This is a genomic window from Rivibacter subsaxonicus (assembly GCF_004217215.1).
In the GTDB taxonomy this organism is placed as follows: Bacteria; Pseudomonadota; Gammaproteobacteria; order Burkholderiales; family Burkholderiaceae_C; genus Rivibacter; species Rivibacter subsaxonicus.
Window position 1 is genome coordinate 471,467 of record NZ_SHKP01000006.1, and the last position, 13,028, is coordinate 484,494.

Genomic DNA, 13,028 nt, shown 5'->3' on the forward strand with positions numbered 1-13,028 from the left:
CGCTTAAAGTGGCGTCTTCGATTCAGCCCTTGTCCGGATGCATATGAACAACAAGCCTGTACTCACGCTCGCCGACGTCAAGCTCATCGCCGCCGCCTCCGAAGCCGAGGCCGCCCAGAACGGCTGGGCGGTCAGTATCGCCATCGTCGATGACGGCGGCCACCTGCTGTGGCTGCAGCGGCTGGACGGCGCGGCACCGGTGTCGGCGCAGATCGCACCGGCCAAGGCCCATACCGCGGCGCTGGGGCGGCGCGAGAGCCGGATCTACGAGGAGATGATCAACCAGGGCCGCGTCTCGTTTCTCAGCGTGCCGGGCCTGAGCGGGCTGCTCGAGGGCGGCGTGCCGATTGTGGTCGACGGGCACCACGTGGGCGCGGTTGGCGTGAGCGGCGTCAAGTCGACCGAGGACGCGCAGATCGCGCGCGCCGGCATTGCGGCGCTGGGCTGATCGGGGCCTGCGGCCGCCGGCCCAGGGTCGGCCTACTTGGTGAGGATCAGCTTGCCCAGGCGCGTGGCGCGTAGCTGGTAGAGCGCGCCGTTGTGCTCGATGTGAAGCACCGGGCGGCCGTGCATGAGCTCATCGCTGCGGACCACGCAGCCCCAGGCCAGGTCGGCGGCGCCGTCGAGGTGGGACAGGGGCGGCGTCTCGCAGGGCGCGTTTGCGGTCGCGGGAGCGAGGGCTTCGAAATTGGCGGCGCTCATTGATTGGTCCCCGTGCTAGGCGCGGTCCGCGGAGCCGGGGACGCGCTGTTCATCGAAGGATCGGGCCGCGGGGTCATGTAGAACCCAGCAGGCCGCGATCAGCACGACGGGGAGCGCGGCCAGCAGCCACATGGCGTCGCCGGCTCATGCGGCCAGCACCATCGACACCGCGCCCTCGCAGCGCAGCTCGCAGGCGCCGCCGACGCGGCCATGGTGTTCGAACAGCGCCTGGGCGCAGTCGCGGCAGCGCCCGCAGGACGTGGACACGCCGGTCTCCATCTGGAGCTCGTCGAAGTCGCCACAGGCCGGCGCGTGGCGGGCGATATCGCGGTCGGAGACCCGGCGGCAGATGCAGACGATCATGGTGGATGTGGCGATTCGGTGTCTTGATCGCGACTATAAATGCGAACGATTCGCATTGCAAGCAAAACCATAGGTGCGCTGATCGACAGCCCGTGGGGATACGGGCAAGCACCAATGAAAACGGGCGCCGCCGGCGCCCGTTCTTCAAGTCATGGTGACCCTGCTCAGGAGTCGCCCGACTCGCGCATGTGCGACTGCAGCCAGTTCTGGCGCCCGACCTGGTCGACCAGGCCAAGTTCCGTCTCGAGGAAGTCGATGTGCTCCTCGGTGTCGTCGAGGATGTCCTGCAGCACCGCGCGCGAGACGTAGTCGCGCACCGACTCGCAATGCGCGATGCCGTCCTTGACGCAGGCCTGCGCGGCGCGCTCCAGTTGCAGATCGCCCTTGAGCGCCTCGACCGGCTCCTCGCCGATCAGCAGCTTGCCCAGATCCTGCAGGTTCGGCAGGCCGTCGAGAACGAGGATGCGGTCCATCAGCTTGTCGGCATGCTTCATCTCGCCGATCGACTCCTCGTACTCCTTCTTGGCCAGCCGGTCGAAGCCCCAATGCTTCAGCAGCCGGTAGTGCATGAAGTACTGGTTGATGGCCGTCAGCTCGTTCTTGAGCTGGGCATTGAGGTACTCGATGACCTTGGCATCGCCTTGCATGGGAACTCCGTTGTTGTAGTGCGAAGAGCGTTTGATTATGGGCATCGCCATGCGCCGCGCAAGCCGCGCTCCAAACCCATGATCGGGCACTCTGGACGCGAACGAGAACAAGGCGCGTCACGGCCGTCCGCCACGGGAAAGCGGATCCGGTCGGCTACAATCCACAGGTTTACCCGCATTCACCCGCCGCCCACGCGAAACCCCGTCGTTTCCTCGCCGGAATGCCCGCCACCGAGTGCCGCTCAGGCCCGGTCGCGAGCAGAGCTGGGCGCGCACTTCGGAGCTTTTCCGTGCTGCCCACTCTGCCTCCCGCTCTCCTTGCACTCGCAGACGGCACGGTCTTCTCGGGCCTCTCGGTCGGCGCTGCCGGCCACACGGTCGGCGAGGTGGTGTTCAACACCGCGCTCACCGGTTACCAGGAAATCCTCACCGACCCGAGCTACAGCCGGCAGATCGTCACGCTGACGTATCCGCACATCGGCAATACCGGTGTCAACGAGCAGGATGTCGAGGCCCCGAAGGTCCATGCCGCCGGACTCGTCATCAAGGACCTGCCTCTGCGGCTGTCCAACTTCCGCTCGCAGGCCTCGCTGTCGGACTACCTGGTGCGCGAAGGCACGGTCGCGATCGCCGGCGTCGACACCCGACGTCTGACGCGCCACCTGCGCACGCATGGTGCGCAGAACGGATGCATCGTCGGCTTCGCGGCCGGCACCGCGATCGGCCAGGACCAGATCGATGCCGCCGTTGCCCGCGCCAAGGCCGCGCCGAGCATGTCCGGCCTCGATCTCGCCAAGGTCGTCAGCACCAACGAGCCGCACTTCTGGACCGAGACCGAATGGCGCCTGGTCGGCGACGACGGCAAGCCCGGTTTCGGCAGCCAGCGCGCGCCGCGCTTCCACGTGGTGGCCTACGACTTCGGCGTCAAGCGCAACATCCTGCGCATGCTGGCCGAGCGCGGCTGCGAGCTCACGGTGGTGCCGGCCCAGACGCCGGCCGCCGCCGTGCTCAAGCTGGAGCCGGACGGTGTCTTCCTCTCCAACGGTCCGGGCGACCCCGAGCCCTGTGACTACGCGATAGCGGCAACGCGCGAGCTGATCGAGCGCGGCATCCCGACCTTCGGCATCTGCCTCGGCCACCAGATCATGGCGCTGGCCTCGGGTGCGAAGACCTTCAAGATGAAGTTCGGCCACCACGGCGCGAACCATCCGGTCAAGGATCTCGACGACGGCCGCGTCAGCATCACCAGCCAGAACCACGGCTTCGCGGTCGATGCCACGTCACTCCCGGCGACGCTGCGCGCGACCCACGTGAGCCTGTTCGACGGCACCTTGCAGGGCCTGGCCCGCACCGATCGCCCGGCCTTTTGCTTCCAGGGCCACCCAGAAGCCTCGCCCGGCCCGCACGACATCGGCTACCTGTTCGACCGTTTCACCGCCCTGATGACTGCGCACAAGAAGGATCACAACAATGCCTAAGCGCACCGACATCAAGAGCGTCCTGATCATCGGCGCCGGCCCGATCGTCATCGGCCAGGCCTGCGAGTTCGACTACTCCGGCGCCCAGGCCTGCAAGGCGCTGCGAGAGGAGGGCTACCGCGTCGTCCTCGTCAACAGCAACCCGGCGACGATCATGACCGACCCGGGCACCGCCGACGCGACCTACATCGAGCCGATCACCTGGCAGGTGGTCGAGAAGATCATCGCCAAGGAGCGTGCCGAGCGTCCGCACGACAAGATGGCCGTGCTGCCGACGATGGGCGGCCAGACCGCGCTCAACTGCGCGCTCGACCTGCACCGGCATGGCGTGCTGGCCAAGTACGAGGTCGAGATGATCGGCGCCAACGAGCACGCGATCGAGAAGGCCGAGGACCGCCTGAAGTTCAAGGACGCGATGACCAAGATCGGTCTCGGCTCGGCCAAGAGCGGCATCGCGCACTCGATGGAAGAAGCCCTGGCGGTCCAGAAGGCGATCCAGTCGCAGATCGGCGGCACCGGCTTCCCGATGGTCGTCCGCCCCAGCTTCACGCTCGGCGGCACCGGCGGCGGCATCGCCTACAACCCGGAGGAGTTCGAGGAGATCTGCAAGCGCGGCCTCGACCTCTCGCCGACCAAGGAACTGCTGATCGAGGAATCGCTGATCGGCTGGAAGGAATACGAGATGGAAGTGGTCCGCGACAAGGCGGACAACTGCATCATCGTCTGCTCGATCGAGAACCTCGACCCGATGGGCATCCACACAGGCGACTCGATCACCGTGGCGCCGGCCCAGACCCTGACCGACCGCGAGTACCAGCTGCTGCGCAACGCCTCGATCGCGATCCTGCGCGAGATCGGCGTCGACACCGGCGGCTCCAACGTGCAGTTCTCGATCAACCCGAAGGACGGCCGCATGGTCGTCATCGAGATGAACCCGCGCGTCAGCCGCAGCTCGGCGCTGGCGTCGAAAGCCACCGGCTTCCCGATCGCCAAGATCGCCGCCAAGCTGGCGGTGGGCTACACGCTCGACGAGCTCAAGAACGACATCACCGGCGGTGCCACGCCGGCGAGCTTCGAGCCGAGCATCGACTACGTCGTCACCAAGATCCCGCGCTTTGCCTTCGAGAAGTTTCCGGCCGCCGATTCGCGCCTGACCACGCAGATGAAGTCGGTCGGCGAGGTGATGGCGATGGGCCGCACCTTCCAGGAGAGTTTCCAGAAGGCGCTGCGCGGCCTCGAGACCGGCATCGACGGGCTCAGCGAGCGCAGCAGCGACCGCGAGGAGATCGTGCAGGAGATCGGCGAGGCCGGCCCGGAGCGCGTGCTGTTCGTGGCCGATGCCTTCCGCATCGGCATGAGCCTGGACGAAATCTTCGACGAGACCGCGATCGACCCGTGGTTCCTGGCCCAGATCGAGGACATCGTCGCCACCGAGGCGCAGGTCAAGGCACGCAACCTGGCCAGCCTGTCGGCCGAGGAACTGCGCCATCTCAAGCGCAAGGGCTTCTCCGACAAACGCCTGGCCAAGCTGCTCGGCACCAACCAGCACAGCGTGCGCCAGGCTCGCTGGTCGATGGGGGTGCGGCCGGTGTTCAAGCGCGTGGACACCTGCGCCGCCGAGTTCGCGACGCAGACCGCCTACCTCTACTCGACCTACGACGAGGAGTGCGAGGCCGAGCCGACCGACAAGAAGAAGATCATGGTGCTGGGCGGCGGGCCCAACCGCATCGGGCAGGGCATCGAGTTCGACTACTGCTGCGTGCACGCGGCACTCGCGATGCGGGAGGACGGCTACGAGACCATCATCGTCAACTGCAACCCGGAGACGGTCTCGACCGACTACGACACTTCGGATCGCCTCTACTTCGAGCCGGTGACGCTGGAAGACGTGCTCGAGATCGTCGAGAAGGAAAAGCCGGTCGGCGTGATCGTGCAGTACGGCGGCCAGACGCCGCTGAAGCTGGCGCTCGACCTCGAGCGCGCCGGCGTGCCGATCATCGGCACCACGCCCGACAGCATCGACGTGGCCGAAGACCGGGAACGCTTCCAGCAACTGCTGCACTCGATCGGTCTGAAGCAGCCGCCCAACCGCACCGCGCGCACTGAAGAGGCGGCCCTGGCGCTGGCGCAGGAGATCGGCTACCCGCTGGTGGTGCGCCCGAGCTACGTGCTTGGCGGCCGCGCGATGGAGATTGTGCACGGCGACAAGGACCTCGAGCGCTACATGCGTGAGGCGGTGCGCGTCAGCGAGAAGTCGCCGGTGCTGCTCGATCGCTTTCTGGACGACGCGATCGAGGTCGACGTCGACGCGATCAGCGACGGCAGCGAGGTCATGATCGGCGGCATCATGGAGCACATCGAGCAGGCCGGCGTGCACTCGGGCGACTCGGCCTGTTCTCTGCCGCCGTACTCCCTGAGCCCGGCACTGCAGAGCGAATTGCGCCGCCAGACCACGCTGATGGCCAAGGCGCTCGAGGTCAAGGGCCTGATGAACGTGCAGTTCGCCATTCAAGGCGAGGGCGACGAGGCGATCGTCTACGTGCTCGAAGTCAACCCGCGCGCCTCGCGCACCGTGCCCTTCGTCAGCAAGGCCACCGGCCAGCCGCTGGCCAAGATCGCGGCGCGCTGCATGGCCGGCCAGAAGCTTTCACAGCAGAAGAGCCCCGACGGTCGCGCGCCGCGCGAGGTGATCCCGCCCTACTTCAGCGTCAAGGAAGCGGTGTTCCCGTTCAACAAGTTCCCCGGCGTCGACCCGGTGCTCGGGCCCGAGATGCGCTCGACCGGCGAGGTGATGGGCGTGGCGCGCACCTTCGCCGAGGCCATGCTCAAGAGCCAGCTCGGCGCCGGCTCCAAGCTGCCGAGCCAGGGCACGGTGGTCATCACGGTCAAGAACAACGACAAGGATCGCGCGGTCAAGATCGCCGGCGACCTGGTCGACCTCGGCTTCAACGTGGTCGCCACCAAGGGCACCGCGGCGGCGATCGCCGCCGCCGGCGTGCCGGTGCGGGCGGTCAACAAGATCAAGGATGGCCGTCCGCACATCGCCGACCTGATCAAGGCCGGCGAGATCCAGCTGGTCTTCACGACGGTCGACGAGACACGCACCGCAATCGCCGACTCGCGCTACATCCGCACCGCGGCGCTGGCCAACCGCGTGACCTACTACACGACGATGGCCGGCTGCGAGGCGGCGACCGAGGCGCTCAAGCACGGCGACGACCTGACGGTCGTCTCGCTGCAGGAACTGCACGCCGAACTCCACTAAAATCGCGGCAAAACCAACAAGCGGCCGCCGCCGGGTCACCGGGGGCGGCCGAACTTTTTATCGCCGATGCCCGGGCACTCCCGCGGGCTGACCCGACAAGACGAGACGACGAGAGCTGAAGACCATGAGCATGATCCCGCTGACCACGCGCGGCGCCGAGCGCCTGAAGCAGGAACTGCAGCGCCTCAAGAGCGTGGACCGCCACGCCGTGATCCAGGCCATCGCCGAAGCGCGGGCCCAGGGCGACCTGAGCGAGAACGCCGAGTACGAGGCGGCCAAGGACAAGCAGGGCTTCATCGAGGGCCGCATCCTCGAGATCGAGGGCAAGCTGGCCGCGGCCAAGGTCATCGATCCGGCCTCGCTGGCCGACAACGCCGGTGGCCGCGTGGTCTTCGGCGCCACGGTCGACCTCGAGGAGGAGGAATCGGGCAAGGCGCTGACCTACCAGATCGTCGGCGAGGACGAGGCCGACCTGAAGCTGAGCCTGATCTCGATCGGCTCGCCGATCGCGCGCGCGCTGATCGGCAAGCGCGTCGGCGACGTGGCCGAGGTGCAGGCCCCGGGCGGCGTGCGCAGCTACGAGATCACCGGCGTGCGCTACGTCTGATCCGCGTGAGCGCCAGCCTGCAAGCACGACTTCGCATCCTGGTGCCCGGCCTGTGGGCCGGCATCCTGCTGTGTGTCGGCCTGATCGCGGCGCCGGCGCCCTTTGCGACGCTGCAGCCGGCCGACGCTGGCCGCGTGGTAGCACGGGTCTTCGCGCAGGAGGCCTACCTGAGCCTGGCGCTGTCGGTGCTGCTGTACTTCGTCGAACGCCGCCGGGCGCGCGCAATGGCTGCGGCGGGTACCGGCTCGGTGTTCAGCGTCGAACTCGGGCTGGTGCTCGGGGCGCTGTTCTGCACGGTGGCCGGCTACTTCGCGCTGCAGCCAATGCTGCAGGCGGCGCGGGCCGGGCAGGGCGCCTTCTCGTTCGCGACGCTGCACATGGCCTCGGCCGGCCTGTTCGGCCTCAAGGCGCTGCTGGTGCTGGCCTTGGCCTGGCGGGTTGCCCGCCGGGATTCACTCGACTGAACTCGAGCGCTTCTTGGCGCTGACCTGGCGTGCCGGCTTGGCACGCTTGACGGTGCCGCCCGGCGTCAGGCGTTCGTTGCCCAGGATGGTGAGCTTCTTGACCTGGGCCCGGTGGTTGCCGCTCTTGGAGAACTTGAGCACCTTGACCACGCGCGGGCCGGCCTTGCGCTTTTCGTCCTCGACCTTTTCCTTGGGCGGGATTGGCCGCCAAAGGACCAGCAGCTTCCCGATGTGCTGGATCGGCGCGGCGTCGAGCTTGTCGGCCAGTTCGGCCAGCATCGCCTCGCGCGCCGGGCGATCGTCGGAGAACACGCGCAGCTTGATCAGGCCATGGGCCTTGAGCGCCACGTTGGTCTCCTTGACGACCGCGGGCGTCAGCCCGTCGGCGCCGATCATCACGACCGGATCGAGGTGATGGGCGTCGGAACGGTGGACCTTGCGTTGGGCAGGCGTGAGGGCAATGGCAGTCATGCCCGTATTATCGACGCGACAGCAGAGCAAAGATGAAAGTCCAGACCAAAAGCAAGAAGGTCAACAAGGCGTGGCTCAACGACCATGTCAACGACCCCTACGTGAAGCTCGCCGCCAAGGAGGGCTACCGCGCGCGCGCGGCCTACAAGCTCAAGGAGATCGACGAGGCGCTCGGCCTGTTCAGGCCGGGCCAGGTCGTCGTCGACCTCGGCAGCGCGCCCGGCGCCTGGAGCCAGTACCTGCGCCGGCGCTTTGCGCCCAAGGCGGCCGGCATCGGCGGCGCGGCGGTCGGGGCGCTGGACGGCACCATCATCGCGCTCGACCTGCTGCCGATGGATCCGATCGAGGGCGTGCAGTTCATCCAGGGCGACTTTCACGACGACGAGGTGGCGGCGAGCCTGAAGGCAGCCGTCGGTGGTCGTCCGGTCGACGTGGTCGTGTCGGACATGGCGCCCAACCTGTCGGGGATCGCCGCCTCGGATTCGGCGCGCATCGCCGGGCTGATCGAACTGGCGGTCGAGTTCTCGGTCGATCACCTCAAGCCGGGGGGCGCGCTGGTCGTCAAGGTCTTCCACGGCAGCGGCTACAGCCAGATCGTCGAGTCCTTCAAGCGCACCTTCCGCGTGGTCAAGGCGATCAAGCCGAAGGCATCTCGTGACAAGTCGGCCGAAACCTTCCTGGTCGGCATCGGTCTCAAGGGTCGGTGAGCCCTTTTGAGGCTGCGTCCTATCGTTACCAGAGGCAAGCGCCATCGTGGTGAAACCGCCTCGGTGCCCTTGACTGGCCTAGAATCGGCCACATATACCGCGCAGTAAACGCGTTTTTGTCTGTTCTCAAGGAGCCGCGGTGAATAACCAATGGTTTTCAAAGGTCGCTGTCTGGCTGGTGATCGCCCTCGTGCTGTTCACCGTGTTCAAGCAGTTCGACCGCACGGCGGTCGGTAGCGGCCAGATCGGTTACTCCGAGTTCCTCGACGAGGTGCGCGGCAAACGCATCCAGAGCGTCGTGCTCCAGGAATCCGGCACCGGCACCACCGAGATCCGCGCCACGACCACCGATGGCAAGCAGATCCGCAGCACCGCGACCTACCTCGACCGCGGCCTGGTCGGCGACCTCATCAACAACGGCGTCAAGTTCGACGTCAAGGCGCGCGAGGAACCCTCGGTCCTGATGACGCTGCTGCTGTCCTGGGGCCCGATGCTGCTGCTGATCGGCGTCTGGGTCTACTTCATGCGCCAGATGCAGGGTGGCGGCAAGGGCGGGGCGTTCAGCTTCGGCAAGAGCCGCGCCCGCATGCTCGACGACACCAACAACGCGGTGACCTTCGCCGACGTGGCCGGCTGCGACGAGGCCAAGGAAGAGGTCAAGGAACTGGTCGACTTCCTCAAGGACCCGCAGAAGTTCCAGAAGCTCGGCGGCCGCATTCCGCGCGGCGTGCTGATGGTCGGCCCGCCGGGAACCGGCAAGACGCTGCTGGCCAAGTCGATCGCCGGCGAGGCCAAGGTGCCGTTCTTCAGCATCTCGGGCTCCGACTTCGTCGAGATGTTCGTCGGTGTCGGTGCCGCGCGCGTGCGCGACATGTTCGAGCAGGCCAAGAAGAACGCGCCCTGCATCATCTTCATCGACGAGATCGACGCGGTCGGCCGCCATCGCGGTGCCGGCCTCGGCGGCGGCAACGACGAGCGCGAGCAGACGCTCAACCAGATGCTGGTCGAGATGGATGGTTTCGAGACCAACCTCGGCGTGATCGTGGTGGCGGCGACCAACCGGCCCGACATCCTCGATCCGGCGCTGCTGCGCCCGGGGCGCTTCGACCGCCAGGTCTACGTGACGCTGCCCGACGTGCGCGGCCGCGAGCAGATCCTCAACGTGCACATGCGCAAGGTGCCGATCGGCCAGGACGTGCGGGCCGACATTCTTGCCCGCGGCACGCCCGGCTTCTCGGGCGCCGACCTCGCCAACCTGGTCAATGAATCGGCGCTCTTTGCGGCCCGCCGAAGCGCGCGCGTGGTCGAGATGGTCGACTTCGAGAAGGCCAAGGACAAGATCATGATGGGCCCCGAGCGCAAGTCGATGATCATGCCCGAGGAGGAGCGCCGCAACACCGCGTACCACGAGGCCGGTCATGCGCTGGTGGCGCGCATGCTGCCCAAGACCGATCCGGTCCACAAGGTCACGATCATCCCGCGCGGCCGTGCGCTCGGCGTGACGATGCAGTTGCCCGAAGGCGACCGCTACAGCATGGACAAGGAGCGCATGCTCAGCACCATCAGCGTGCTGTTCGGCGGTCGCATCGCCGAAGAGGTGTTCATGCATCAGATGACCACCGGCGCCAGCAACGACTTCGAGCGCGCCACCGCGATCGCACGCGACATGGTCACGCGCTACGGCATGACCGACGAACTGGGTCCGATGGTCTACGCCGAGAACGAGGGCGAGGTCTTCCTCGGCCGCTCGATCACCAAGCAGGTCAACGTCTCCGAAGAGACGATGCAGAAGGTCGACAAGCAGATCCGCAGGATCATCGACGAGCAGTACACCCAGGCCCGCCAGCTGATCGAGGACAACCAGGACAAGATGCACGCGATGGCCAAGGCGCTGCTCGAGTGGGAGACCATCGACGCCGACCAGATCGACGACATCATGGGCGGCAAGCCGCCGCGGCCGCCGAAGGACTGGACCTCGTCGAGCAACAAGCCGGCCGGTGGTGGTGGCAGCGTGCCGCCGGTCAACACCGATGGCGCGACGGCGACGGCCTGAGTCCCTTGACTCGAACCAGTGACGGGGCCCCAGCGGGGCCCCGTTGCTTTTGCGCTAGGCTGCGGCGATGTCCGACGCACCGTACTGGCAGACCAGCCGCTTTCGCATCGACCTGTCGCGCCCGCGCGTGATGGGCATCGTCAACGTCACGCCGGACTCCTTCTCCGACGGTGGCCACCATGCCAGCAGCGCCGCTGCGCTGGCGCATTGCGAACGGCTGCTTCGGGAGGGTGCGGACATCCTCGACATCGGCGGCGAATCGAGCCGTCCGGGTGCCGAACCGGTGCCGCTCGCGGCCGAGATGGCGCGCGCGCTGCCGGTGCTCGAGGGCGCGCTGAAGTTCGGTGTTCCGATCTCGATCGACACCTACAAGCCCGAGCTGATGCGCGCCGCGCTCGATCTTGGCGTCGACGTCGTCAACGACATCAACGCGCTGCGCGCGCCCGGCGCCGAGGCGATCGTCGCCGCGCATCCGTCCTGCGGCGTGTGCCTGATGCACATGCGCGGCGAGCCGAAGACGATGCAGCTCGATCCGAGCTACGACGACTTGGTCGCCGAGGTGCGCGATTTCCTGCGCGAGCGCGCCGACGCGCTGCGCGCGCGCGGTGTGGTGCCCGAGCGCATCACGCTCGATCCCGGCATCGGCTTCGGCAAGACCAACGCTCACAACTGGACGCTGCTCGAGCGGCAGGAGGAGTTGCTCGCACTCGGTCTGCCGTTGCTGGCGGGCTGGTCGCGCAAGGGCTCGCTCGGCAAGCTGACCGGCCGCGAAATGGGCGATCGGCTGGTCGCCAGCGTCGCCGCCGCACTGGCCGCGGTGCAACGCGGTGCGCGCATCGTGCGGGTGCACGACGTGGCGGCAACCGTCGATGCGCTGAAGGTGTGGCACGCCGCCGGACTGGGCACCAAGACGGCGCGGCACAATCCGCTCCCATGAGCAGCAGACGATTCTTCGGTACCGACGGCATTCGTGGCACGGTCGGCCAGCCCCCCATCACCGCCGACTTCGTGCTGCGCCTGGGTCATGCGGTCGGCCGCGTGCTCAAGAGCAAGGATGCGCGGCCCACGGTGCTGATCGGCAAGGACCCGCGCATCTCGGGCTACATGCTCGAGTCGGCGCTCGAGGCCGGTTTTGCCTCGGCCGGCGTCGACGTGCTGCTGACCGGCCCGCTGCCGACCCCCGGCGTGGCCTATCTCACGCGTGCCTTGCGCCTGAGCCTGGGCGTGGTGATCAGCGCCTCGCACAACGCCTACGCCGACAACGGCATCAAGTTCTTCTCGGCGCGCGGCACCAAGCTGCCCGACGAATGGGAACTGGCGGTCGAGGCCGCGCTCGACGAGGCGCCGCAATGGGCCGATTCGCGCAACCTCGGCAAGGCGCGCCGGCTCGACGATGCCCAGGGCCGCTACGTCGAGTTCTGCAAGAGCACCGTCGGCGGCGATCTCTCGCTGCGCGGCATGAAGCTGGTGGTCGACGCCGCCCACGGCGCCGCCTACCAGGTGGCGCCCTCCGTGTTCCACGAACTCGGTGCCGACGTGGTGGCGATCGGCGTCAAGCCCGACGGCTTCAACATCAACGATGGCGTCGGTGCCACGCATCCCCGGACACTGGTCGCCGCGGTCAGCGAGCACCGTGCCGACCTCGGCGTCGCGCTCGACGGCGACGCCGACCGGCTGCAGATCGTCGACGCCGAGGGTCGTTTGTTCAACGGCGACGAACTGCTCTACCTCATGGTCAAGGACCGGCTCGCCGAGGGCCTGCCGGTCAAGGGCGCGGTCGGCACGCTGATGACCAACCTCGCGGTCGAGCAGGCGATCCGCGCGCTCGGCGTTGACTTCGTGCGCGCCAAGGTCGGCGACCGCTACGTGCTCGAGGAGTTGCTGGCGCGCGGCTGGCAACTCGGCGGCGAGGGCTCGGGCCACCTGATTGCGCTCGACAAGCACAGCACCGGCGATGGCATCGTCAGCGCGCTGCAGGTGCTGCAGGCGATGTCGCGCTCGGGCCGCACGCTGGCGCAGTTGCTCGAGGGCCTGAACCTGTTCCCGCAGACCCTGCTCAACGTGCGACTGCGCCCGGAGCAGGACTGGAAGCGCAACAGCGGGCTGGCCGCCGCTCAGGCCGAGGTCGAGGCCGAGCTGGGCCGCCACGGCCGGGTGCTGATCCGCGCCTCGGGCACCGAGCCGCTGCTGCGGGTGATGGTCGAGGCGCAGGACGCCGCGCTTGCCGCGCGCGGCGCCGAACGGCTGGCCGAGGCGGCGCGCGCCGGCTGA

Annotated in this window: 13 protein-coding genes; 9 read left to right on the plus strand and 4 right to left on the minus strand. The window is 67.7% G+C overall.

Annotated features, from left to right (window positions below; genetic code table 11):
* Nucleotides 1-43: 43 nt before the first annotated feature.
* A complete protein-coding gene (locus tag EV670_RS12130; protein WP_130432400.1) occupies nt 44-448 on the plus strand; it encodes a GlcG/HbpS family heme-binding protein in 405 nt (134 codons plus the stop codon).
* Nucleotides 449-480: 32 nt separating this feature from the next.
* On the opposite strand, the gene EV670_RS12135 is transcribed toward EV670_RS12130, so the two are convergent.
* The 3 genes from EV670_RS12135 to bfr form a co-directional block, all read right to left on the minus strand.
* Nucleotides 481-702, minus strand: coding sequence for a hemin uptake protein HemP (locus EV670_RS12135; protein WP_130432402.1), 222 nt, complete (start codon nt 700-702; stop codon nt 481-483).
* A 144-nt stretch (nt 703-846) separates the two neighbouring features.
* Nucleotides 847-1,065 (minus strand): (2Fe-2S)-binding protein, encoded by a 219-nt coding sequence (locus EV670_RS12140; RefSeq protein ID WP_130432404.1) that lies wholly within the window; start codon nt 1,063-1,065, stop codon nt 847-849.
* 164 nt (nt 1,066-1,229) lie between these two features.
* Nucleotides 1,230-1,712 (minus strand): bacterioferritin, encoded by a 483-nt coding sequence (bfr, locus tag EV670_RS12145; protein WP_130432406.1) that lies wholly within the window; start codon nt 1,710-1,712, stop codon nt 1,230-1,232.
* A 290-nt stretch (nt 1,713-2,002) separates the two neighbouring features.
* Here bfr and carA point away from each other — a divergent pair, with 290 nt between their 5' ends.
* The 4 genes from carA to EV670_RS12165 all read left to right on the plus strand — a co-directional run bounded on the left by carA (nt 2,003) and on the right by EV670_RS12165 (nt 7,526).
* A complete protein-coding gene (gene carA / locus EV670_RS12150; protein ID WP_130432408.1) occupies nt 2,003-3,190 on the plus strand; it encodes a glutamine-hydrolyzing carbamoyl-phosphate synthase small subunit in 1,188 nt (395 codons plus the stop codon).
* Nucleotides 3,183-6,455, plus strand: a complete 3,273-nt coding sequence (gene carB, locus EV670_RS12155) for a carbamoyl-phosphate synthase large subunit (protein WP_130432410.1) — start codon at nt 3,183-3,185, stop codon at nt 6,453-6,455. The genes carA and carB overlap by 8 nt, the downstream gene beginning before the upstream one ends.
* A 124-nt stretch (nt 6,456-6,579) precedes the next feature.
* Nucleotides 6,580-7,062: a transcription elongation factor GreA gene (greA, locus tag EV670_RS12160; protein ID WP_130432412.1), complete on the plus strand. Its 483-nt coding sequence runs from the start codon at nt 6,580-6,582 to the stop codon at nt 7,060-7,062.
* Between the two features lie 5 nt (nt 7,063-7,067).
* Nucleotides 7,068-7,526, plus strand: coding sequence for a DUF4149 domain-containing protein (locus EV670_RS12165; RefSeq protein WP_242616936.1), 459 nt, complete (start codon nt 7,068-7,070; stop codon nt 7,524-7,526).
* Here the strand turns inward: EV670_RS12165 and EV670_RS12170 are convergent.
* Nucleotides 7,515-7,997 (minus strand): YhbY family RNA-binding protein, encoded by a 483-nt coding sequence (locus EV670_RS12170; protein ID WP_130432414.1) that lies wholly within the window; start codon nt 7,995-7,997, stop codon nt 7,515-7,517. The two genes, EV670_RS12165 and EV670_RS12170, sit on opposite strands and share 12 nt — an antisense overlap.
* 32 nt (nt 7,998-8,029) lie before the next feature.
* Here EV670_RS12170 and EV670_RS12175 point away from each other — a divergent pair, with 32 nt between their 5' ends.
* From EV670_RS12175 to glmM, 4 genes are all read left to right on the plus strand, one after another.
* The gene (locus EV670_RS12175) at nt 8,030-8,704 is read left to right on the plus strand and encodes an RlmE family RNA methyltransferase (RefSeq protein ID WP_130432416.1); all 675 of its coding nucleotides are present in this window, start codon (nt 8,030-8,032) and stop codon (nt 8,702-8,704) included.
* A 139-nt stretch (nt 8,705-8,843) separates the two neighbouring features.
* A complete protein-coding gene (gene ftsH, locus EV670_RS12180; RefSeq protein WP_130432418.1) occupies nt 8,844-10,757 on the plus strand; it encodes an ATP-dependent zinc metalloprotease FtsH in 1,914 nt (637 codons plus the stop codon).
* Nucleotides 10,758-10,824: 67 nt separating this feature from the next.
* Nucleotides 10,825-11,694, plus strand: coding sequence for a dihydropteroate synthase (gene folP / locus EV670_RS12185; protein WP_130432420.1), 870 nt, complete (start codon nt 10,825-10,827; stop codon nt 11,692-11,694).
* Nucleotides 11,691-13,028 (plus strand): phosphoglucosamine mutase, encoded by a 1,338-nt coding sequence (gene glmM, locus EV670_RS12190; RefSeq protein ID WP_130432422.1) that lies wholly within the window; start codon nt 11,691-11,693, stop codon nt 13,026-13,028. The genes folP and glmM overlap by 4 nt, the downstream gene beginning before the upstream one ends.